The sequence below is a fragment of the Kitasatospora cathayae genome (assembly GCF_027627435.1).
Lineage (GTDB): Bacteria > Actinomycetota > Actinomycetes > Streptomycetales > Streptomycetaceae > Kitasatospora > Kitasatospora cathayae.
Genome location: NZ_CP115450.1, coordinates 4,448,191 through 4,469,705 on the forward strand (window position 1 = coordinate 4,448,191; position 21,515 = coordinate 4,469,705).

Genomic DNA, 21,515 nt, shown 5'->3' on the forward strand with positions numbered 1-21,515 from the left:
GTGCAGTGCGGTGTGGTGGGCGCGGGATCAGGCGTCGATCCGGCGCACGGCGCCGTCGGCGACCGCGAACCGGGCACCGGCCAGCGCCTTCGGCACGTCCTCGGCCACCGCGGCGGTCACCAGCACCTGCTCGCCACCGGCCACCAGCTCGGCCAGCCGGTCCCGGCGGGCGGCGTCCAGCTCGGCGAACACGTCGTCCAGGATCAGCACCGGCTCGCCGCCGTCGGCGCGCAGCAGCTCGTACGAGGCCAGCCGCAGCGCGAGCGCGTACGACCAGGACTCGCCGTGGCTGGCGTAGCCCTTGGCGGGCAGCGGGCCGAGCTTGAGCACCAGCTCGTCGCGGTGCGGCCCGACCAGGGTGAGCCCGCGCTCGACCTCCTGCTTGCGGACCGCCTGCAGCGCCTGCAGCAGTTGCTCCTCGGCCTGTTCACGGCTGGTCGGCAGCTCGCCCTCGAAGGAGCTGCGGTACTCCAGCGCGGTCTCGCCGCCGCCCGGCGCCAGTTGGCCGTACGCGGCCGTCACCAGCGGCTGCAGGGCGGCCACCAGCTGGATCCGGAAGGCCGTCAACTCGGCTCCGGCGCGGGCCAGATGGCCGTCCCAGACCTCCAGGGTGGACAGGTCGGCACCTTTGCCGCCGCCGGCCCGACGGGCCATCGCGGCGGTCTTCAGCAGGGCGTTGCGCTGCTTGAGCACCCGCTCGTAGTCCTGCCGGACCCCGGCCAGCCGGGGCGCGCGGGCGGTCAGCAGCTCGTCCAGGAAGCGCCGGCGCTCGCCCGGATCGCCCTTGACCAGGCTGAGGTCCTCGGGGGCGAACAGCACGGTCCGCAGCAGGCCCAGCACGTCGCGCGGTCGGACGTTGTCGGAGCGGTTGATCCGGGCCCGGTTGGCCTTGCCCGGGGTGAGCTCCAGTTCGACCAGGGTGGAACGGCCGCGGTCCACGACCGAGGTGCGGATCACCGCCCGTTCGGCGCCCAGCCGGATCAGCGGGGCGTCGGTGGCGACCCGGTGGCTGCCCAGCGTGGCGACGTAGCCGATCGCCTCGACCAGGTTGGTCTTGCCCTGGCCGTTGGGCCCGACGAAGGCCGTCACGCCCGGGTCGAGGGGAACCTCGGCCCGGGCGTACGACCGGAAGTCGGCGAGCGACAGGTGCGCGACGTGCATGCTGTGGACTGCGCCCGCCTTCTGTGGAGAACTCTTCGGTTACTTGGACTCGACCGCGTGGCCGCCGAACTGGTTGCGCAGCGCGGCGATCATCTTCATCTGCGGCGAGTCGTCCTGGCGGGAGGCGAAGCGGGCGAACAGCGAGGCGGTGATCGCGGGCAGCGGCACGGCGTGGTCGATCGCGGCCTCGACGGTCCAGCGGCCCTCGCCGGAGTCGGCGGCCCAGCCGCGCAGCTTGTCCAGGTGCTCGTCCTCGTCCAGGGCGCGGACGGCCAGGTCCAGCAGCCAGGAGCGGATCACGGTGCCCTCCTGCCAGCTGCGGAAGACCTCGCGCACGTCGGTGACCTCGGGGGCGGCCTCGAGCAGCTCCCAGCCCTCGGCGAAGGCCTGCATCATCGCGTACTCGATGCCGTTGTGGACCATCTTGGCGAAGTGGCCGGCGCCCACCGCGCCCGCGTGCACCGAGCCGAAGTCGCCCTCCGGCTTGAGCGCGTCGAAGACCGGCTGAACGCACGCGACGTGCTCGGCGTCGCCGCCGTACATCAGCGCGTAGCCGTTCTCCAGGCCCCAGACGCCGCCGGAGACGCCGCAGTCGACGAAGCCGATGCCCTTGGCGGCCAGCGCCTCGGCGTGCTTGATGTCGTCGGTCCAGCGGGAGTTGCCGCCGTCGACGACGACGTCGCCGGGGGAGAGCAGCTCGGCGAGCTCGTCGACGGTCGCCTGGGTCGCGGCGCCGGCCGGGACCATCACCCAGACCACGCGGGGGCCCTGGAGCTTGTTGACGAGCTCCTGCAGGCTCTCGACGTCGGAGATCTCCGGGTTGCGGTCGTAGCCGACGACGGTGTGGCCGGCGCGGCGGATCCGCTCGCGCATGTTGCCGCCCATCTTGCCGAGACCGATGAGGCCGAGCTCCATGACCAAATCCTTACTGTGGGGACGTGCCTGCCGGCGGCGCCGTTGCCGCACGCCTCGAGCCTACGCTTCCGACGGAGGCGGGCTCCGCGCGGTCGGGCCGACCGGGGGAGACGTCCACAGGCTGTGCACAGCGGGTGTGCACAGCCTGTGGGTGACGGACGGCGCCGACGGTCAGCCCGACAGGCGGACCGGCATGATCAGGTACTGGTAGGCCTTGTCCTCCTCGGCGTCCACCGAGACCTTGCCGCTCAGCAGGGCCGGCTTGGTCGGGGTGGTGAAGCTCAGCTGGGCGAACGGGGAGTCGATGGCCTTGAGGCCCTCCTCCAGGTAGCCCGGGTTGAAGGCGATCGAGATGTCGTCGCCCTCGAGGTCGGCCTCGATCCGCTCGGTGGCCTGGGCGTCGTCGCCCGAACCGGCCTCCAGGGTCAGCACGCCCTGCTCGAAGTTGAGCCGGACCGGGGTGTTGCGCTCGGCGACCAGCGAGACGCGCTTGAGCGCCTCCAGGAAGGGCTGGGTCTGGATCGCGGCGACCGCGCTGAACTCGGTCGGGAAGAGGCTGCGGAACTTGGGGAACTCGCCCTCCAGCAGCCGGGTGGTGGTGCGGCGGCCGGCGCCCTCGAAACCGATCAGGCCCTCGCCCGCGCCGCCCGAGGAGAGCGCGATGGAGACGGTGTCGCCGCTGCCCAGGGACTTGGCGATGTCCTGCAGGGTCTTGGCGGGCACCAGGGCGACCGCGGAGATGTCCGACTGCTCGGGCTTCCACAGCAGGTCGCGGACGGCGAAGCGGTAGCGGTCGGTGGCGGCCAGGGTGATCCGGTCGCCCTCGATCTCGACCCGGACACCGGTCAGCACCGGCAGGGTGTCGTCCCGGCCGGCGGCGACCGCGGCCTGGCTGACCGCGGCGGCGAAGACGTCACCGGAGACGGTGCCGGTGGCGGTCGGCATCTGCGGCAGGGCCGGGTACTCGTCCACCGGCAGGGTGGGCAGGGTGAAGCGGGAGCTGCCGCAGACCACGCTGACCCGCTGGCCGTCGGTGGAGATCTCCACCGGCCGGTTGGGGAGGTTGCGCGAGATGTCGTTGAGCAGGCGACCGGAGACCAGGACGGTGCCGGCCTCCTCGACGTCCGCCTCCAGCTCGACCCGGGCCGAGACCTCGTAGTCGAAGCCGGACAGCGCCAGGCTGCCCTCCTGCGCGGTCAGCAGCAGGCCGGCCAGCACCGGCACCGGCGGCCGTGCCGGGAGGCTGCGGGCAGCCCAGGCCACCGCCTCCGCGAGGACGTCACGCTCCACCCGGAACTTCACCGGTAACCGCCTCCTGGATCGAGCGCTCCCGCTCGCACTCTGGTTCGTCTGATCTTGATCGTCGGTCCGCCTGTCCGCCGAGCGCTACCACTCCGCTTCCAGTCGCCAAGGACAGTCTGACGTACTCCACCGACAGACGGGGCAGACGGGCGGAAGCAAGCCGAACAGATGTCGGGGCGCGGTTGTCCACAGATTTCGGGCCCACCCACTTTGAAAGCAGGCTCACGGTCTATCTGTGTAGCGGTAGTAGTAGGGCCTGTGGAAACCGTGGATAACCCCGTTTCCGCAGGTCAGCGCCCGAATTTTGTCCACAGTAGGTGTGGACGGCGGCTGTGGACGGACAGGCCGCGCTGTGGACAGCCGTGCGTTACCCACAGGGCACGCTGGGTATCCACAGGTTATCCCCAGGACTGTCCCCAGATCCGGGCCCGGTTATCCACGGGCCCCGGTCAACTTTTCGTGACGCCTTTCACACCGGGGCATGAACAGCAGCTCACGGTTGTCGAACTGTGGACCCGGCTGTGGACAACCTGGGGATAACCGCCCGGCGCCTGGGGACAACCGGTGGATAACCCGGATGGCCCACTGGTGGGCCGTCAATTGTCCACACCCTGTGGATAACCGTTGTGCACAAGTCCACAGGCACCTGACCTGCGCCGAAGAGCGTAGCGGTGACGGGCCTGTGGACGAATTCTGGATAACTCCGGACTCCCCGGCCTGTGGACCGTGCGGAAGGGGCCCGTCCTGTGGACAACTGCCCTGCGCGCCCTCGGTTTTCGAATCACCGGTCAGTTGTTCGGCGCGGGCTGTGGACTGGTGGAACGTCCGTCGACCGGATCCCTGCCCAGCCGGAGCCCGACGCACACCTGTGGAAACGCGGAAAGGGCGTCAGGATCGCTCCTGACGCCCTTTCCCGGCCGGCTGGCCCGACGGGCCCGACTCGGCGCCGCGGCCTAGCTCTTGATGCGGTTGGTGAGTTCGGTGACCTGGTTGTAGATGGAGCGCCGCTCGGCCATCAGCGAGCGGATCTTGCGGTCCGCGTGCATCACCGTGGTGTGGTCGCGGCCGCCGAACTGGGCGCCGATCTTCGGCAGTGACAGGTCGGTGAGCTCCCGGCACAGGTACATGGCGATCTGCCGGGCCGTCACCAGCACCCGGCTGCGCGAGGAGCCGCAGAGGTCGTCCACGCCCAGGCCGAAGTACGCGGCGGTCTGCTGCATGATGACCTGCGCGGTGATCTCCGGTCCGGCGTCCTCGTCCCCGCCGGGGATCAGGTCCTTGAGGACGATCCCGGCCAACTCCAGGTCCACCGGCGCCCGGTTGAGGTTGGCGAAGGCGGTGACCCGGATCAGGGCGCCTTCCAACTCCCGGATGTTGCGGGTGATCCGGGACGCGATGAACTCCAACACGTCGGCCGGGGCGTTCAGTTGCTCCTGGATGGCCTTCTTGCGCAGGATCGCGATCCGGGTCTCCAGCTCCGGCGGGGTGACGTCGGTGATCAGGCCCCACTCGAAGCGGTTGCGCAGCCGGTCCTCCAGCGTGGTCAGCAGCTTGGGCGGCCGGTCCGAGGACAGCACGATCTGCTTGTTCGCGTTGTGGAGGGTGTTGAAGGTGTGGAAGAACTCCTCCTGGGTGGACTCCTTGCTCGCCAGGAACTGGACGTCGTCCACGAGCAGGATGTCCATGTCCCGGTAGCGGCGGCGGAAGGTGTCCGCCTTGCCGTCCCGGATCGAGTTGATGAACTCGTTGGTGAACTCCTCCGAGGACACGTAGCGCACCCGGGTGCCCGGGAAGAGGCTGCGCGAGTAGTGCCCGATGGCGTGCAGCAGGTGGGTCTTGCCCAGCCCGGACTCGCCGTAGATGAAGAGCGGGTTGTACGCCTTGGCCGGGGCCTCGGCGACCGCCACCGCCGCCGCGTGGGCGAAGCGGTTGCTGGCGCCGATGACGAAGGTGTCGAACAGGTACTTGGGGTTCAGCCGGGCGGCCGGTTCGTCCTTGCGCGAGCCGCCGGCCGGCGGAGCGCCGGGCGGGGCGGGCACTCCGGGGACGGCGGGGCGGTCGGCGGACCGCTCCGGGGCGGCCTTCTCGGCCGGGCGGCCACCGGCCGGCCGGGCGCCGTGACCGCGGCGGCCGGCGCCGGCGCGCGGCTGCTCGCCGGGGCCGGGGCCGTACGCGCCGCCGAACAGGTCGCCCTGGGTGGTGGAGGGCGGGCTGGGCAGCGGCCGCGGCGCCGGGCGGGGCGCGGGCTCCTCGGGCTCGTACGGCGCCGGCGGCTCCTGGTAGCCGGGCCAGGACTGGGCCGACTGGCCGCCGTAGGGCGCGGGGCGGTGCTCGTAGCCGCCGGTGTCGTAGCGGGGGCGCTCGTAGTCCTGCTCGTACGGCTGCTGCTGGTAGCCCTGGCCGCCGTAGCCGGAGTCCTCCTCGGCCGGGCCCGGGTAGGGCTCGGCGGGGGCCTGGGCGGCGGGCGCGGGAGTGGTCGGCACGGCGTTGGCGTCGACCATCACGGCGATCCGGACCGGCCGGTTGAGCTCGCGGCTGAGCGCGTCGGTCAGCTGGGGCAGCAGCCGACCCTCCAGCACCTGCTTGGCCCGCTCGTTCGGGGTCGCCAGCAGGGCGGTGTCGTGCATCATCCACATCGGCTGGGTGCGCTGCACCCACTGTTTGTCCATCTCCCCGACGTCGGGGTCGCTGACCAGCCGCTCGACGACCCTCGCCCAGACCGGGACGAGGTCGCTGTTGACATCAGCCACTGGTGCACGCTTTCCAAGAACAAACCAGACAAGTCCTGCAACGGTAGTCAGCGAACAGAGACGGATCAAGTCGTTGTCCACAGGCTGTGGGTAAACGGCCTCCGGGCGGCTGGTTTGACCCTCGCGCCCCGTCCCGCGTACCGTAACCAGGTCGAGTTGTCGATGGCCGCTGCCGCATGTCCGCGGGTCCACCCGCTCCATAAGGCGCGCAGCACGGGCGCCGTGGATTGCCTCAGACCCCAGCCGAACTGGGGCGACGGGCCGGATTTCCGAATCAGGGGAGATCACGCGGACGCACGGTGACGGCCAAGCGACTCCCCGTCATCCTACGATTCACCTCAGGAGCCCCCGAGTGAGCAAGCGCACCTTCCAGCCGAACAACCGTCGTCGCGCGAAGACCCACGGCTTCCGGCTGCGTATGCGTACCCGCGCCGGCCGCGCCATCCTGGCCGCTCGCCGTGGCAAGGGCCGCGCCAGCCTGTCCGCCTGATCCACGCCAGAGTCTGTTGTGCTGCCCTCCGAGAATCGGCTGCGGCGGCGCCAGGACTTCGCGACCGCGGTGAAACGCGGTCGCCGGGCCGGTCGGCCCCTTCTGGTCGTCCATCTCAGCAGAGACGGTGACCCGCAGGGGCAGACCGACCGGACCAGCGACTCCCGCCCGCACGTCGCCGAGGGGACTCCTTCGGCGCGTGCGGGTTTCGTCGTGAGCAAGGCCGTTGGCCCGGCGGTCGTTCGCAACCTGGTCAAGCGCCGGTTGCGCCATCTAGTCCGTGATCGTCTGTCCGGGCTGCCCGCCGGTAGCCTGATAGTGGTGCGTGCGCTGCCCCAGGCCGCGACCGCGTCGTACCAGGATCTCGAGCGTGACCTGGACGCGGCGCTGAAGCGGTTGCTGAGGGCCGAGCCCGCCGCAACGGCGCCGACGGGAGCAGGGCGATGAAGTACCTGCTGATGGGTCTGATCAGGGTCTACCAGTGGACCATCAGCCCACTGCTCGGTCCGGTGTGCCGCTACTACCCCTCCTGCTCGCACTACGGCTACGAGGCCGTCAAGGTGCACGGGGCGGTCAAGGGCGGCGGGCTGACCGTCTGGCGCATCCTGCGCTGCAACCCCTGGTCGCCCGGTGGGGTCGATCACGTCCCGCCACGCAAGCATCCGGTTTGGCACCGGCGTTTGCGAGACTGGCTGAACAGCCGGTCCGCCGCCGACAAGTCGGTGACCGCCATCTCCGCCGGTCCGGACCCCGAGGGCCCGGCGCCCACTGGCCCCGAGCGGCCAATCCACCTGTCCAAGGAGCCTGACCGGTGACCTTCGGTTTTCTGAGTCCCCTGTACACGGCGGTGTCCTGGATCATCGTCCAGTTCCACTCGCTGTACAGCAACATCTTCAACCCGGACGGTGGCTGGGCCTGGGGACTGGCCATCGCCTCGATGGTGGTCGTCATCCGGATCTGCCTGATCCCGCTCTTCGTGAAGCAGATCAAGGCGACCCGGGCCATGCAGGCGATCCAGCCGAAGATGAAGGCCATCCAGGAGCGCTACAAGAACGACCGGCAGCGCCAGTCGGAAGAGATGATGAAGCTGTACAAGGAGGCGGGTACCAACCCGTTCTCCAGCTGCCTTCCCATCATCGTCCAGGCCCCGTTCTTCACCGCCCTCTACGGCGTGCTGTCCAACGTCGCCAAGGGTCACGACATCGGTGTGATCCACGGCGACCTGCTGGTGAGCGCCGGCAAGGCGCACATCTTCGGCGCCCCGCTCTCCGCGACCTTCGTCAGCAGCCCCGAGACCAGCGTCAAGATCGTCACCGCGGTGATGATCGTGATGATGTCGCTGTCGCAGTTCGTCACCCAGCGCCAGCTGATGACCAAGAACGTCGACCTCACGGTCAAGACGCCGTTCATGCAGCAGCAGAAGATGCTGATGTACGTCTTCCCGGTCATGTTCGCCGTCATGGGCATCAACTTCCCGGTCGGTGTCCTGGTCTACTGGCTGACCACCAACGTCTGGTCGATGGGCCAGCAGCTGGTCGTCATCCGCAACAACCCGACCCCGGGCAGCAAGGCCTTCCAGGAGCGCCAGGCGCGCCTGAAGAAGGCCGGCCGGCTGCGCGCGGACGGTACGGAGATCAAGGGCGCGCTCTGGGGCATGCTGCCCCCGTCCAAGGCGGCCATCGCCGAGGCGGCCTCCGCCGCGGCCGTGGTCGAGGAGTCGGTCCGGGCGGGCCGCCAGCAGCCCCGTCGCCAGACCAAGGCCCAGCGCCAGCACGGCGGTGCCACCCAGGCGACCGAGCCGGGCGCGGACACCCCGGTCGAGCAGCCCGCCGAGCAGCCCGCCGAGCAGCCCGCCGAGGAGACCGTCGCGGCCGACTCCGGTGCCAAGCCGGCGGCCGCCAAGCAGACCGCGGCCAAGTCCGGCGGCACCAAGCAGGGCACCCGGCAGCAGCCCAAGCGCGGCGGCCAGCGGCCGAAGAAGAAGTCCTGACCGGCCCCTGGCCCGTTGTGGCAGCTGCGAAGAGCTTCGTTCCCCGCCCGCCAGCCGGGCCCATCTCCGAAGGAGTCCATCAGTGACGGAAGGCACCACCTCCGCCGTCGAGGCCGAGGCCGCCGCCAGCGCCGGCGAGAGCCTCATCTCCCGCCTGGAGCAGGAGGGCGACATCGCGGCGGACTACCTGGAGGGTCTGCTCGACATCGCGGACCTCGACGGTGACATCGACATGGACGTCGAGGGCGACCGCGCCCTGGTCTCCATCGTCAGCGACGGCAACGACCGCGCGCTGCAGCGCCTGGTCGGCCAGGACGGCGAGGTGCTGGAGGCCCTGCAGGAGCTGACCCGGTTGGCTGTCCACCGGGAGACCGGCGAGCGCAGCCGCCTCATGCTGGACATCGCCGGCTTCCGGGCCCGCAAGCGCGAGGAGCTGGCCGCCCTGGGCGCCAAGGCCGCCGAGCAGGCCAAGAGCACCGGCGAGCAGGTCAAGCTGCGACCGATGACGCCGTTCGAGCGCAAGGTCGTCCACGACGCGGTCGCGGCCGCCGGTCTGCGCAGCGAGTCGGAGGGCGAAGAGCCCCAGCGGTGCGTGGTCGTGCTGCCGGCCTGAGGCCGGCGGATCGATGACCGGTCGTCGCGGCGACCGGTGAGCCCAACCGGACTCGACCCCGTCCGCCTCGTGCGGGCGGGGTCGTTGTTCCTCCTGGGATGTTTCACGTGAAACAGTGCGTTGAGCGGGTCGGTGGATCCGGAGATCGGAGAGGTCGAGATGGACACGGAGAGCGCGGCCACCGGCCGTCCGGGGGCGGACGTGAACCCTGATGCCGAGGAGCGGGCCGCCGAGGCGGCCGGGGCACCCGAGGCACCCGAGCTGGACGTGCTGGCCGAGGCGCCGGCCGCCGCCCGGGAGGTCTTCGGCGACCGCTTCGACGCCGCCGTCCGCTACACCGAGCTGCTGGCGACCGCGGGTGTCCGGCGCGGGCTGATCGGCCCGCGCGAGGTGCCCCGGCTGTGGGACCGGCACGTGCTCAACTGCGCGGTGCTGGCCGAGCTGCTGCCCGCCGGCTCCACCCTGTGCGACGTCGGCTCCGGTGCCGGCCTGCCGGGCATCCCGGTGGCGCTGGCCCGCCCGGACGTCTCGGTGACCCTGCTGGAGCCGCTGCTGCGCCGGACCACCTTCCTGGAGGAGGTCGTCCGGGAGCTGGCGCTGGAGAACGTCACGGTGCTGCGCGGCCGCGCCGAGGAGATGGTCGGCAAGCTGGCGGTGGACGTGGTGACCGCCCGGGCGGTGGCGCCGCTGGACCGGCTGGCCGGCTGGGGCCTGCCCCTGCTGCGTCCGCACGGGCAGATGCTGGCGCTCAAGGGCGACAGCGCCGAGCAGGAGCTGGCCGACTCGCGCGCCGGGCTGGCCAAGCTGGGCGCCGTCGAGTGGAGCGTGATCTCGGTCGGCGAGGGCACCCTGGAGACCTCGACCCGGGTGATCCAGGTCAAGGCGGGGGAGAGCCCCGGTGGCGTGAAGGCCGCGACCCGACGGGCCAAGGTGGCCCGGGCCGGTCGCAACGCGGGAGCCAAGAACGGTGCCGCCGGCCGGGGTGCCAGGCGCCGCGGCCGCTGAGCCGAAACAGCCGTGACGACGGGCGGACGGTCCTCCTGAGGGGGAACCGTCCGCCCGTCGTCGTTCAGGTGACTGGCGGGCCGACGGTGGGACACCGGAGTGTCGCAACGTCAGATTTCCGGCATAGCGGGCATGGTGTTTCACGTGAAACGTCGCTCCCTGCTCTCCGGAATCCTTGCTCGCGGCCGGACGGCGACTGTTGCCGCTCCGGTTTCACGTGAAACACTGAGCCCCATGCAGGACTCGGAGACCATCGACCAGATCGATGACACGCCCATCGCGCGGGCTGCCCAGGCTGCGGTTCAGGCGATCGGCCGAGCGGGCGAGGGGCTGCCCCGGCCCGCCGCCACCCGGGTGATCGTGGTCGCCAACCAGAAGGGCGGGGTGGGCAAGACCACCACCACCGTGAACATGGCCGCCTCGCTGGCCATGCACGGGCTGCGCGTCCTGGTGGTCGACCTGGACCCCCAGGGCAACGCCTCCACCGCCCTCGGCATCGACCACCACGCCGAGGTGCCGTCCATCTACGACGTCTTGGTCGAGGGCAAGCCCCTGGCCGACGTGGTCCAGCCGGTGGTGGACGTCGAGGGGCTCTTCTGCGTCCCCGCCACCATCGACCTGGCCGGTGCCGAGATCGAGCTGGTCTCCCTGGTGGCCCGGGAGAGCCGGCTGCAGCGCGCCATCGCCGCCTACGAGCAGCCGCTGGACTACATCCTGATCGACTGTCCGCCCTCGCTGGGCCTGCTGACGGTCAACGCCCTGGTGGCCGGTCAGGAGGTGCTGATCCCGATCCAGTGCGAGTACTACGCGCTGGAGGGCCTCGGCCAGCTGCTGCGCAACGTCGAGCTGGTGCGCGCGCACCTCAACCCCGCGCTGCACGTCTCGACCATCCTGCTCACCATGTACGACGCCCGGACCAGGCTGGCCGCCCAGGTCGCCGAGGAGGTCCGGACCCACTTCCAGAACGAGGTGCTGAGCACGGCGATCCCGCGCTCGGTCCGCATCTCGGAGGCGCCCAGCTACGGGCAGACGGTGCTGACCTACGACCCGGGCTCGACCGGGGCGCTCTCGTACCTGGAGGCCGCCCGCGAGCTCGCGCTGCGCGCGGTCGGTCAGGGCGGCTCGCTGGTGGGTCAACAGCGGGGCGGCAGCGGTACGGGGCACGGCGCCCCGGTGGCACAGCACGGTACGACGGAGGGTCATCAGTGAGTGGTCGCAGGGGTCTGGGACGAGGGCTTGGGGCGCTGATCGGCCCGGCCGCGCCGGCGGACGGCGGGTCGGCGCAGCCGGTCGCCGCCACGCCCGCGCCGGCCTCGGTGGTGACGGCCGGCGCGACGTCGCCGGCCTCGGTGCCGGTGCTGCCGGGCGGTCGCGCCACGGTGGCGGCCCGGGCGGCCGCCGGCCGACGGGCGGAGCAGCCGACCCCGGTCCCCGGCGCCTCCTTCGCCGAGCTGCCGCTGGACGCGATCACCCCCAACCCGCGCCAGCCGCGCGAGGTGTTCGACGAGGACAAGCTGGACGAGCTGGTCAAGTCCATCCAGGAGGTCGGCCTGCTCCAGCCGATCGTGGTGCGCCAGGTCGCGGCCGAGCGCTACGAGCTGATCATGGGGGAGCGCCGCTGGCGCGCCTCCAGGGAGGCGGGGCTGGAGCGGATCCCGGCGATCGTCCGGGTCACCGAGGACGACAAGCTGCTGCTGGACGCGCTGCTGGAGAACCTCCACCGGGCCGAGCTGAACCCGCTGGAGGAGGCGGCCGCCTACGACCAGCTGCTGCGGGACTTCTCCTGCACCCACGAGGAACTCGCCGACCGCATCGGCCGCTCGCGCGAGCACGTCTCCAACACGCTGCGGCTGATGAAGCTCACGCCGTCCGTCCAGCGCCGGCTGGTGGCCGGAACGCTGATGGCCGGGCACGCACGGGCCCTGCTCGGTGTGCCGGACGCCGACGAGCAGGAGCGGCTGGCCAAGCGGATCATCGCGGAGGGTCTCACGGTGCGCAACATCGAGGAGATCGTCAAGGTGATGAAGCTGGAGCAGAAGCCCCGGCGTCAGACGCCGAAGGCGGGCAAGATCATCTCCCCGGCGTTCAACGACCTGGCGAGCCGGCTGTCGGACCGCTTCGACACCCGGGTCAAGGTCGAGGTGTCGCAGCGCGGCGGCAAGCTGGGCAAGGGCAAGGTGGTGCTGGAGTTCGGTTCGGTGGAGGACCTCAACCGGATCCTGGACAGCATGGCTCCCGGTGAGGACGGTCTGCGGCTGTCGCAGGGCTGAGCCCGTCCGGACCGGGGGCAACGACCCGATGGGTGCATGTGCCACGTGAGCGCTGTTTCACGTGAAACATGCACCCATCGGCGTTCGTGGGGGAATGCTCGACCGTGAGAGGGAGGAGGAGGTACGGGCCATGGGACGCCGGATCGCGCCGCTGACGCTGGACAACCTCGCGGACCTGCCGACGGGCTGCCGCTCCTGCGTGTTCTGGGAGCTGGACCCGGTCAGCGCGAAGGAGGCGGTGGAGTCGGGCAAGCCCGAGCTGGAGAAGGAGGGGTGGATCTCCGCGGTGCTGCTGGAGTGGGGGTCCTGCGGCCGGATCGTCTACGTGGACGACCAGCCCGCCGGTTTCGTGCTCTACGCGCCGCCCGCGTACGTTCCCCGCTCGCAGTCCTTCCCGACCAGCCCGGTCTCGCCGGACGCCGTTCAGCTGATGGTCAGCCGGGTGCTGCCGGGCTACCAGCGGCAGGGTCTGGGCCGGGTGCTGGTGCAGACCGTCGCCAAGGACCTGCTGGGGCGCGGGGTGCGGGCGATCGAGGCCTTCGGCTCGGCGGGCCGGGTGCCGACCAGCTGCGTGCTGCCGGCCGACCACCTGCTCGCGGTCGGCTTCAAGACCGTACGGCCGCACCCGCGCTACCCGAGGCTGCGGCTGGAGGCCCGGACCACGCTCTCCTGGCGCGGCGACGTGGAGGGGGCGCTGGAGCGGCTGCTCGGCGGCGGGCGGAAGGAGCCGGCCCTGCGGCCGTTCTGAGCGGCGCAGCGAAAACGGCGGCGGGGTTCCCCGGGTGGGGACCCCCGCCGCCGTTCGGTCGGTGACCGGAGGACCTAGATCAGGCCGTCCAGCTCGCGCAGCAGCGCGGCCTTCGGACGGGCACCGGTGATCTGCTTCACCGGCTGGCCGCCCTTGTAGAGGATCAGGGTCGGGATCGAGATGACGTTGTACTCGGCGGCGGTCACCTGGTTGGCGTCCACGTCGAGCTTGGCAACGGTCAGCTTGTCGCCCTGCTCGGCCGCGATCTCCTCCAGGATCGGGGCGACCTGACGGCACGGGCCGCACCAGGTGGCCCAGAAGTCGACCAGTACGGGCTTGTCGCTCTCCAGGACGTCGGACTTGAACGTCGCATCGGTGACGATGGTGGCGCCGGCCACGGGAACTCCTCGGGTAGGACGGAGGGGGTGCTGCCAGGTGAACAACGGGCGGGCCCGTTCTGTTTCTGCCTGGCCGGGGCGGGGGTGTTTCACGTGGAACACCCCCGCGGGGTTCGGTCGGTGGCGAGGGGGTCAGACCGCGACGGCGGCGGCCTTGTTCTCCGCGTCGTCCAGCGCGGCCAGGTAGCGCTCGGCGTCCAGCGCGGCGGAGCAGCCGGTGCCGGAGGCGGTGATGGCCTGGCGGTAGGTGTGGTCCACGACGTCGCCGGCGCCGAAGACGCCCTCGATGTTGGTCCGGGTCGAGGGGGACTCGACCTTCAGGTAGCCCTCGGCGTCGAGGTCGAGCTGGCCCTTGAACAGGTCGGTGCGCGGGTCGTGGCCGATCGCGATGAACAGGCCGGTGACCGCCAGCTCGCGGGTCTCGCCGGTGGTGGTGTCGCGCAGGGTGACGCCGGTCAGCTTCGGGTCGCCGTGGATGGCCTCGACCGCGCTGTCCCACTCGAAGCGGATCTTGGGGTCGGCGAAGGCGCGCTCCTGCATCGCCTTGGAGGCGCGCAGGGTGTCGCGGCGGTGGATGATCGTGACGCTCTTGGCGAAGCGGGAGAGGAAGGTCGCCTCCTCCAGGGCCGTGTCGCCGCCGCCGACCACCGCGATGTCCTGGTCGCGGAAGAAGAAGCCGTCGCAGGTCGCGCACCAGGAGACGCCGCGGCCGGAGAGCTTGTCCTCGTTCGGCAGGCCGAGCTTGCGGTGCTGGGAGCCGGTGGTGACGATCACGGCGCGGGCCTTGTGCACGTTGCCCTCGGAGTCGGTGACGGTCTTGATGTCACCGGTGAGGTCGACCGCGACGATGTCGTCCGGGATCAGCTCGGCGCCGAAGCGCTCGGCCTGCGCCCGCATGTTGTCCATCAGCTCGGGGCCCATGATGCCGTCCCGGAAGCCCGGGAAGTTCTCGACCTCGGTGGTGTTCATCAGCGCACCACCGGCGGTGACGGCCCCCTCGAAGACCAGCGGCTTGAGGGAGGCACGGGCCGTGTAGAGCGCAGCCGTGTACCCGGCCGGGCCGGAACCGATGATGATCACGTTACGGACGTCGCTCACTGCTTCTCCTGGTTCGCATCGCGACCCGCGTTTGCTGCGGGGAGGGCGGTCCTGCTCCGCCGCCCGGGACAACGACTGACCAGTGTCTCGCATTCCCAGGCGGATCAGTACCAGGCGCCCGAACTCCGGAAGCGGCGTGGCGTCCTGGTCGTCGATCGCATGGGAACGGCCCGCCGGTGGCTGGGAAAGCCGGGCTCAGTGGCCGGGGACGGTCTGGTGCAGGACGACCGGGCCACAGTCGGGGGAGCGCAGGTAGACGTCCACGAAACCGGGTCGGCCGGGGCTCGGGTAGACCAGGACCTCGACCGGGGCGCCCAGGTAACTGCCCTGGTCGGTGGCCAGCGGGGCGCCCGGGGCGGGGGCCGGGCAGGCGGTGGGGGAGGCCGGGGCGGCGGGTGAGGTGGGGCCGGAGAGCTCCGGCCGGACGCCCTCGGCGGGGGCGGCGCCGGACTTGGCCGGTCCCGAGGCGCGCAGCCCGGGCTCGGTGCCGGAGCGGGCCAGCAACTGCTGGACCTGCGCGGCGAGCCGGTCCTCCCGGTAGACGGTGCCGGGGCCCGAGAGGTGTGGGGTACGGGCGCTCTGGTCCTGGGCGACACCGGTCGCGGCGGCCGAGGCGGCGGAGGTGCCGGAGTCGCCGGAGTGGTCCAGCAGCAGGGCGCCGCCGAGGCCGAAGGCGGCCAGTGCGGCGGCGGCGCCGAGCAGCACGGCGAACCGCCGGCGGCGGAGCCGGGGACGGCCGGGTCCCGAAGAGGCGGCCGGGCGGGGCGGCGGCGCGGAGGGCGCCGGGACGGCGCGTACGGGCGTCGCCGGGGCCTCTGTCCGGCCGGTGGTGGCGGAGGCCTGCCGGGGGCGCTCCGGCGGGCGCTGCGCGCTCCGGGCCGCGGAGCGGTCGGCGAGGGCCGCCTCGGCGAGGGCGGCGTCCAGCCGGGCGGCGACGTCGGCGGGCACCGGTTCGGGCTCGACGGCGCCGAGCAGCGCCTGCACCTCGGCCAGGGCGTCGGCGGTCCCGCGGCACTCGGCGCAGCCGTCCAGGTGCCGGTGCAGCGCCTCGGCGGCCCCGGCGGGCTCGACCAGGCCCTCGGCGAGGTCGGCGAGCTCCTCGACGGAGGGGTGGGCGTCGGCGGGCTCGGGGGAGGAGAGGGGGGCGGTCATCGCGTGCTCGCATCTCCTTCCAGCATCGTGCGGCCGGTGCTCGGGCCTGTCCCTGTGACGGTGCGCGGGCCCGTCGGGTTCCCCTGGGCGTCGCGGCGCGGTGGCGGGGCCGCTCCGGGCGAGCCGGAGGCCCCGCGTCCCGGCGCCCGGCGCCCCGGTGTTTCACGTGAAACATCCCGCTCGTCGCGCGCCCCGTCGTCCGTCTCCCGCAGGTGCCGGACCAGCGGGAGCAGCCGGGCCCGGCCCCGCGCGCAGCGGCTCTTCACGGTGCCGACCGGGACGCCCAGCAGCTCGGCGGCCTCCGCGACCGGATAGCCCTGCATGTCCACCAGGACCAGCGCGGCCCGCTGCTCGGCGGGCAGCTCGGCGAGGGCCGCGGTCAGCTCGCGGTGCACCTCGTTCCGGACCACCGGGGAGTCGGCCGGCTCGGCGGTGCCGACCAGGCTGTCCAGCCGCTGCGGGTCGTCGTCCAGCGGGGTGGTGCGCCGGGTGGCGCTGCGTCGGGCGCGGTCCAGGCAGGCGTTCACGACGATCCGGTGCAGCCAGGTGGTGACCGCCGAGCGGCCCTGGAAGCCGGGGGCGGCGCGGAAGGCGGAGACCAGGGCGTCCTGGAGGGCGTCCGCGGCCTCCTCTCGGTCGCCCAGGGTGCGCAGGGCGACCGCCCAGAGCCGGTCGCGGTGGCGGTTCACCAGCACGCCGAAGGCGTGCGGATCGCCGGCGACGTGCCGGGCGAGCAATGCCGCGTCGTCCTCCGCCACTGTCACCCCTTGACCCCTTGCCGTCGTTCCGGTGCGCCGGGGTGCGGTCAGCCGAAGACCTTGACCTCGGCGACCTTGCCCTGGAACCTGCCGTCGCCATCCTTCGGCAGAGCGGTCAGCCAGATCAAGAGGTAACGCGTGGTGATCGGGGAGTCGAGGGTGTAGTCGGCGCTGGGGCCGGACTTCTTGCCGACGACGGTGAAGTTCTCCGGCCTGGTCCCCGGCGGGTTGGCGCCGGCCGTACCGGGCACCCGCAGCTCCGCGGTGTGCTCGCCGATGAACTGGACGTCCACCGAGGAGACCGACTGCGGCGAGCCGAGGTCGAGCAGCAGGCCGGTGCCCGACTTGAGGGAGGGCGGCTTGGGGCCGAGCTGGTCGTTGTACCAGTTGGTGGTCCAGGCGGTGCCCGGATCGCCGTCGATGGCGTTCTTGACGCTGGCGGTGCCTTCGGGCCCGTCGCCCAGCGGGTTGAAGGACTGCGCGTCCTTGACGGTGATCGGCACGGGGGCGTGCGTCGTCGTCCCGTGCGGGCTCGGCGCGGCGGTGCTGACCGAGGGCTGCGGGGTGGCGACGGCCTGGCCGGTGTGGCGCAGGCTGCCGACGAACTGCCAGGAGGCGACGCCGATCGCGCCCAGCGCGACCGTCCAGGCGGTGGCCTTGACCACTCGGCGCAGCCGGCGCCGGCTGCGCCGGGCGGCGGTCGGCCGGGAGGAGGCCGGCAGCGGGGCGACCGTCGTGTCGGCGACCCGGGTGGGGTTGGGCGCGGTCGGCAGGGCGTGGGTGTTGTGCCGGGGCGGCGTCGGGAAGGCCGGCAGCTCCGGCTCGGGCTGGCGGATCCGGGGCAGCTGCGCGATCGCCCGGACCAGCTCCTCCGGGGTGGTGATCGGCGCGGCGTGGTGCGGCGGGTGGTCGAACAGGGCGCGCGCCGCGAGCTCGGACAGGCCCTTGTGGACGCCCGCGCGGACCTGGTCCGGCGCGGCGTTCTGCAGGCCCTTGGGCAGCCCCTTGAGGTCGTAGCGGTCCTCGGGGTACGGCCAGCGGTGGGTGAGCGCGGCGAACAGCAGCGCGCCGATCGCCCGGGTGTCGGTGCGCTGGGCGTCCTCGGTGGAGTCCTCCGGGGGGAGCCCGCGCAGGGCGGCGTCCACCGCGATGCCGTTGATCCGGTACTGGCCGCTGTCGGTGCGCAGCACGCAGCGCGGGGTGAGCCGCAGGTGGGCCTTGCCGCGGCGGTGGGCGGCGGCGACGGCGTCGGCGACCTGGCGGACCATCTGGTACGCCTCGTGCGGCTCCATCGGGCCGTTCACCAGCAGCTTGGCGAGGTCGGAGGCGTGCGGCAGCCACTCCCGCACGACGTAGACCAGCTCGTTCTCCTGGACGGCGTCCAGCACCTGGACGAAGCGCGGGTCGCCGAGCAGGGCCGCGGACTTGGCGGCGGCCAGCACCTTGCGGGCCCGCTGGTGGCCGGAGGCCATCAGGTGGACGCCGACGGCCCGGCGCAGCTTCTCGTCGACGGCGCGCCAGCTGCTGAAGGTCTCGGTCTGGGAGATGCACTCCTCGAGCAGGTACCGGTTGCCGATCTTGTCGCCGCTGTGCCGCATCGGCGCGGGGAGGGTGCGCGGGAGGGTGGCGGTGTCCCGCGGGTCGACCGTGGGCTGGGGGTCGGTCGGGCGGCGCTTGGCGGGGGCGGTCTCCGGCGCGGGCGCGGGTTTCTTCCGCGGGGAGCCGGCCGCCAGTTCGGCGGCGATCTCGTCGACCGAGAGCGGGGCGGTGATCTCCGAGGTCTCCTCGCTGACGGCGGTCTCCCGGTCCGGCTCGGCGTCCGGGCCGGTGTCCGGGTCGCCTTTCGGGGCGTCGTCCGGGTCGCCTTGCGGGGCGGGGGGAGCGTCCTCGTCGTCCGCCACGGAGGGATCCGAGGAGGCGTCCGTGGAGGCTTCTGTGGAGGCGTTCGCGGAGGCCTTCGCGGAGCGGGCGTCGGCGGTGCCCGCCGGCGCGGTCTTCGCGCGCCCGAGCTCGTCGATCGCCGCAGCCAGCGCGGCCTCGTCCGCCGCCGCGTCAGCTGCTGACGTGTCGACGACCGCCTTGGTGCCATCAGCCACCGTGGTCCTGCCTCCCCTTGTGTCGCCCCGGCTGAGAGAGTCGCTGGAGCCCGCGGATCGGCCGCCCTGTGCTCCAGGACAATTGTGCCCACTCTTCTCCACCGGGTACGACCGCTGAGACGTCCGCTCGGTTGCCTGCGGGTGGAGAGATGTCGTGCAGATCCCACACCGGGCCGCCACCTCGCGGTCCGTGGGTTCCGGCAGCGGGGGGCGGCCCGGAATCGAGCCGGACGGGCGGAGGCGGTGACCGCCCCGGTTGACGCCCGGTCAGGGCGTCCGCCCGTCCGGCCGGTTGGCCGGTCGGTCAGCGGCCCAGTCGGCCGCGGACCATGCCCAGCATGGCGTTCATCTCCTCGATCCGCAGGCGCTTCGCGACGAACCCGAAGACCAGCAGCTGGAGGCCGCCGCCCAGGACCACCGACAGCACGCTGCCCGCCCAGCCGCCGAGCACCTGCTGGACCGCCAGGCTGACGCCGAGGCCGACCGCCGCGGCCGGGACGCAGGCGGCGGCCAGCCGGCTGTACGTCTTGCCGATCCGCTTGGTGTCCAGCCCGCCGATCTTCTTCTTCAGCTTCGGCACCGCGACCGTCACTCCGACGGCGTAGGCGAGGCCGTAGCCGAAGGCCATGCCGGTCACCGTCCACTGCGCGGGCAGCGCGACCCAGCAGATCAGCGAGAAGCCGGCCTGGCAGGCGGCCACCCAGACGGTGTTGGAGAACGGCGTCCGGGTGTCCTCGTAGGCGTAGAAGCCGCGCAGCATCACGTACTGGGCCGAATAGGGGATCAGCCCGAGCGCGAAGGCCGAGAGCATCAGGCCGACGTTGGTCGCGTTGTTCAGGGCCGTGCTGCCCCCGCCGACCGCGTAGATCGAGCGGCCGATCGCCGGGCCGAGCGCCAGGAACAGGAAGGCCGCCGGGACCACCGCCACCGCGGTGGTGCGCAGCCCGTACGACAGGTCGTCGCGGACGGCACCGGCGTCCTCGTCGGCCGCCGCCCGGGAGAGCCGGGGCAGCACCGCGCTCATGATCGAGACGGTGATGACGGCCTGCGGGAGCTGCCAGATCAGCAGGGCGTTGGAGAAGGCCGACAGACCGACACCGCCGTGGCCGCCCTGTTCGGCGGCGCTGCCGGCCGCGGTGGCCAGCTGGGTGATGACCAGGTAGCCGGCCTGGTTGGCGAGCACGAAGAAGAAGGTCCACTTGGCCAGCCGGGCCGCCTTGCCCAGGCCGTGGCCGCGCCAGTCGAAGCGCGGCCGGAAGTGGAAGTCCGCGGCGCGCAGGTACGGGACCATCGCCAGCGACTGGACCACCAGGCCGAGCAGGGTGCCCAGGCCGAGCAGCCGGACGCCCTCCGGGGAGATGTTCTCCGGGGTGACCTGGGTGCCGTTGTAGCCGCCGTAGACCCAGATGTACGCGCCGAAGGTGAAGATCACCACGATGTTGTTGAGAACCGGGGTCCACATCATCGCGCCGAACCGGCCGCGGGCGTTGAGGACCTGGCCCATCACCACGTGGACGCCCATGAAGAAGATCGTCGGCAGGCAGTACCGGGCCAGCGCCACCGTGGTGTCGGCACGGGCCGGGTTGGTCATCATCGGGTGCGCGATCAGCTGGACCAGCAGCGGCGCCCCGAGCACCGCCAGGAACACCACGCCGCCGAGTCCGACCATCACCAGGGTGAGCAGCCGACTGGCGTAGGCGGTGCCGCCGTCCTCGTCGTTCTTCATGCTGCGCACCAGCTGCGGCACGAAGACCGCGTTGAGCGCGCCGCCGCCGATCAGGATGTACAGCAGGGTCGGCAGGGTGTTCGCCGCGTTGTACGAGTCACCCATGACCGCGATGCCGATCGCGCCGGCGATCACCATGGTCCGCAGGAAGCCGGTGCCGCGGGAGACCAGGGTGCCGGCTGCCATGATCGCGCTGGAGTTCAGCAGGCTGGCGACCTTGCCGCCGCCCCCGCCGGCCGCCGGGGCGGGTTCGGGTGCGGTGGCGGGCTGCGCGGTGTGCTCCGCGGCGAGGTCCGCCCGCGGCTCGACCGCCGGGGGCACCGCGACGGCGGCCACCTGCATGGTGGCCTCCTCCTCGGAGAGCGGCGGGTCGAACTCGATCGGCGGCACGAAGGGGCGCTGCCCGTCCGGGCCGGGGTGCTGCGGCTGCCCCGGGTAACCGCCCACCGGCGGGTACGGCGCGGGGGCGACCGGCGGCACCTGGCCGGCCGGGGGCACCGGCGCGACCGGCTGGACCGGGGCGGGCTGGGGCACCGGCTGCGGGGCCGCGGCCTCGGCCGGGCGGCCGCCGAACAGCGCGTCCACCCCGACGTACTCGGTGGTCTCGGTGTCCCAGGCGGAGTGCGCCGGGCCCGGCTCCCACTGTGGCTGGGGCTGCTCGGCGCCGCCCCAGTTGGCGGCGGCCGGGCCGGCCTGCTGCGGCCAGTCGGCCTGGGCCGGGGGAGTGTCCCAGCCCGGCTGCACGGGCGGCACCGGGGGCGAGAACGGCGTCGACGGCACCGGGGTCGGGTAGCCGCCGCCCTGCGGCGGAAGCTGCGGCGGCACGTCGTACGCGGTGGCCGGCGGCGGCGCCGCGGCGGGTCGCCCGGCTTGCAGGCCGTACGGGTCCTGGCCGTCCTGGGGGTTCCGGTACGCCTCGGCGGCGTACGGGTCCTGGGCGTAGGTGTCGGCCACGTACCAGTCGCCGGACGGCGACTCGGCACCCGGCCGGCTCTCACCGCGGCCCGGGGGCCGCTCCTCGCTGCGCCCGGTCATGTCACCTC

19 protein-coding genes are annotated in these 21,515 nt (G+C 72.5%); 9 read left to right on the forward strand and 10 right to left on the reverse strand.

What is annotated here, in order from left to right; genetic code table 11:
• Nucleotides 1-27: 27 nt before the first annotated feature.
• The 4 genes from recF to dnaA all read right to left on the reverse strand — a co-directional run bounded on the left by recF (nucleotide 28) and on the right by dnaA (nucleotide 6,128).
• The gene (gene recF, locus O1G21_RS19745) at nucleotides 28-1,161 is read right to left on the reverse strand and encodes a DNA replication/repair protein RecF (RefSeq protein WP_270145675.1); all 1,134 of its coding nucleotides are present in this window, start codon (nucleotides 1,159-1,161) and stop codon (nucleotides 28-30) included.
• A 39-nt stretch (nucleotides 1,162-1,200) separates the two neighbouring features.
• Complete coding sequence (gene gnd, locus O1G21_RS19750; protein WP_270145676.1) at nucleotides 1,201-2,076, reverse strand: phosphogluconate dehydrogenase (NAD(+)-dependent, decarboxylating); 876 nt, start codon at nucleotides 2,074-2,076, stop codon at nucleotides 1,201-1,203.
• A 171-nt stretch (nucleotides 2,077-2,247) separates the two neighbouring features.
• Nucleotides 2,248-3,378 (reverse strand): DNA polymerase III subunit beta, encoded by a 1,131-nt coding sequence (gene dnaN / locus O1G21_RS19755; RefSeq protein WP_270145678.1) that lies wholly within the window; start codon nucleotides 3,376-3,378, stop codon nucleotides 2,248-2,250.
• A gap of 953 nt (nucleotides 3,379-4,331) precedes the next feature.
• Nucleotides 4,332-6,128 (reverse strand): chromosomal replication initiator protein DnaA, encoded by a 1,797-nt coding sequence (gene dnaA / locus O1G21_RS19760; protein ID WP_270145680.1) that lies wholly within the window; start codon nucleotides 6,126-6,128, stop codon nucleotides 4,332-4,334.
• Between the two features lie 352 nt (nucleotides 6,129-6,480).
• Here dnaA and rpmH point away from each other — a divergent pair, with 352 nt between their 5' ends.
• From rpmH to O1G21_RS19805, 9 genes are all read left to right on the forward strand, one after another.
• On the forward strand, nucleotides 6,481-6,618 hold the full coding sequence (gene rpmH, locus O1G21_RS19765) for a 50S ribosomal protein L34 (RefSeq protein WP_030059672.1): 138 nt from the start codon (nucleotides 6,481-6,483) through the stop codon (nucleotides 6,616-6,618).
• Nucleotides 6,619-6,636: 18 nt separating this feature from the next.
• Nucleotides 6,637-7,065 carry a ribonuclease P protein component gene (rnpA, locus tag O1G21_RS19770; RefSeq protein ID WP_270145684.1) on the forward strand — a complete coding sequence of 143 codons (429 nt, stop codon included), beginning with the start codon at nucleotides 6,637-6,639 and terminating at the stop codon, nucleotides 7,063-7,065.
• Nucleotides 7,062-7,433 (forward strand): membrane protein insertion efficiency factor YidD, encoded by a 372-nt coding sequence (gene yidD / locus O1G21_RS19775; protein WP_270145686.1) that lies wholly within the window; start codon nucleotides 7,062-7,064, stop codon nucleotides 7,431-7,433. The genes rnpA and yidD overlap by 4 nt, the downstream gene beginning before the upstream one ends.
• Nucleotides 7,430-8,608, forward strand: a complete 1,179-nt coding sequence (gene yidC, locus O1G21_RS19780; RefSeq protein WP_270145688.1) for a membrane protein insertase YidC — start codon at nucleotides 7,430-7,432, stop codon at nucleotides 8,606-8,608. Before yidD ends, yidC begins: the two co-directional genes overlap by 4 nt.
• A gap of 82 nt (nucleotides 8,609-8,690) precedes the next feature.
• A complete protein-coding gene (locus tag O1G21_RS19785) occupies nucleotides 8,691-9,221 on the forward strand; it encodes a Jag family protein (RefSeq protein WP_270145690.1) in 531 nt (176 codons plus the stop codon).
• 159 nt (nucleotides 9,222-9,380) lie between these two features.
• A complete protein-coding gene (gene rsmG, locus O1G21_RS19790) occupies nucleotides 9,381-10,226 on the forward strand; it encodes a 16S rRNA (guanine(527)-N(7))-methyltransferase RsmG (protein WP_270145692.1) in 846 nt (281 codons plus the stop codon).
• Between the two features lie 261 nt (nucleotides 10,227-10,487).
• Nucleotides 10,488-11,435 carry a ParA family protein gene (locus O1G21_RS19795; RefSeq protein WP_333493561.1) on the forward strand — a complete coding sequence of 316 codons (948 nt, stop codon included), beginning with the start codon at nucleotides 10,488-10,490 and terminating at the stop codon, nucleotides 11,433-11,435.
• Nucleotides 11,432-12,496 carry a ParB/RepB/Spo0J family partition protein gene (locus O1G21_RS19800; RefSeq protein ID WP_270145695.1) on the forward strand — a complete coding sequence of 355 codons (1,065 nt, stop codon included), beginning with the start codon at nucleotides 11,432-11,434 and terminating at the stop codon, nucleotides 12,494-12,496. The genes O1G21_RS19795 and O1G21_RS19800 overlap by 4 nt, the downstream gene beginning before the upstream one ends.
• 130 nt (nucleotides 12,497-12,626) lie before the next feature.
• Nucleotides 12,627-13,244 carry a GNAT family N-acetyltransferase gene (locus O1G21_RS19805; RefSeq protein ID WP_270145696.1) on the forward strand — a complete coding sequence of 206 codons (618 nt, stop codon included), beginning with the start codon at nucleotides 12,627-12,629 and terminating at the stop codon, nucleotides 13,242-13,244.
• Between the two features lie 74 nt (nucleotides 13,245-13,318).
• Here the strand turns inward: O1G21_RS19805 and trxA are convergent, their stop codons facing one another.
• The 6 genes from trxA to murJ form a co-directional block, all read right to left on the reverse strand.
• A complete protein-coding gene (trxA, locus tag O1G21_RS19810) occupies nucleotides 13,319-13,642 on the reverse strand; it encodes a thioredoxin (RefSeq protein ID WP_270145697.1) in 324 nt (107 codons plus the stop codon).
• A 132-nt stretch (nucleotides 13,643-13,774) separates the two neighbouring features.
• Nucleotides 13,775-14,740: a thioredoxin-disulfide reductase gene (trxB, locus tag O1G21_RS19815; protein WP_270145699.1), complete on the reverse strand. Its 966-nt coding sequence runs from the start codon at nucleotides 14,738-14,740 to the stop codon at nucleotides 13,775-13,777.
• Nucleotides 14,741-14,935: 195 nt separating this feature from the next.
• Nucleotides 14,936-15,892, reverse strand: coding sequence for a cupin domain-containing protein (locus O1G21_RS19820; RefSeq protein WP_270145701.1), 957 nt, complete (start codon nucleotides 15,890-15,892; stop codon nucleotides 14,936-14,938).
• The gene (gene sigM, locus O1G21_RS19825; RefSeq protein WP_270145702.1) at nucleotides 15,889-16,656 is read right to left on the reverse strand and encodes an RNA polymerase sigma factor SigM; all 768 of its coding nucleotides are present in this window, start codon (nucleotides 16,654-16,656) and stop codon (nucleotides 15,889-15,891) included. Before sigM ends, O1G21_RS19820 begins: the two co-directional genes overlap by 4 nt.
• Before the next feature lie 41 nt (nucleotides 16,657-16,697).
• Nucleotides 16,698-18,746: a serine/threonine protein kinase gene (locus O1G21_RS19830; RefSeq protein ID WP_270145704.1), complete on the reverse strand. Its 2,049-nt coding sequence runs from the start codon at nucleotides 18,744-18,746 to the stop codon at nucleotides 16,698-16,700.
• A gap of 304 nt (nucleotides 18,747-19,050) precedes the next feature.
• On the reverse strand, nucleotides 19,051-21,507 hold the full coding sequence (gene murJ / locus O1G21_RS19835) for a murein biosynthesis integral membrane protein MurJ (protein ID WP_270145706.1): 2,457 nt from the start codon (nucleotides 21,505-21,507) through the stop codon (nucleotides 19,051-19,053).
• Nucleotides 21,508-21,515 lie beyond the last annotated feature (8 nt).

Excerpts from the sequence above, each read along its gene's own strand:
- recF (WP_270145675.1), bottom strand. The coding sequence starts at position 1,161 with ATGCACGTCGCGCACCTGTCGCTCGCCGACTTCCGGTCGTACGCCCGG.
- gnd (WP_270145676.1), bottom strand. The coding sequence starts at position 2,076 with ATGGAGCTCGGCCTCATCGGTCTCGGCAAGATGGGCGGCAACATGCGC.
- yidD (WP_270145686.1), top strand. The coding sequence starts at position 7,062 with ATGAAGTACCTGCTGATGGGTCTGATCAGGGTCTACCAGTGGACCATC.
- rsmG (WP_270145692.1), top strand. The coding sequence starts at position 9,381 with ATGGACACGGAGAGCGCGGCCACCGGCCGTCCGGGGGCGGACGTGAAC.
- O1G21_RS19805 (WP_270145696.1), top strand. The coding sequence starts at position 12,627 with ATGGGACGCCGGATCGCGCCGCTGACGCTGGACAACCTCGCGGACCTG.
- O1G21_RS19820 (WP_270145701.1), bottom strand. The coding sequence starts at position 15,892 with ATGACCGCCCCCCTCTCCTCCCCCGAGCCCGCCGACGCCCACCCCTCC.
- murJ (WP_270145706.1), bottom strand. The coding sequence starts at position 21,507 with ATGACCGGGCGCAGCGAGGAGCGGCCCCCGGGCCGCGGTGAGAGCCGG.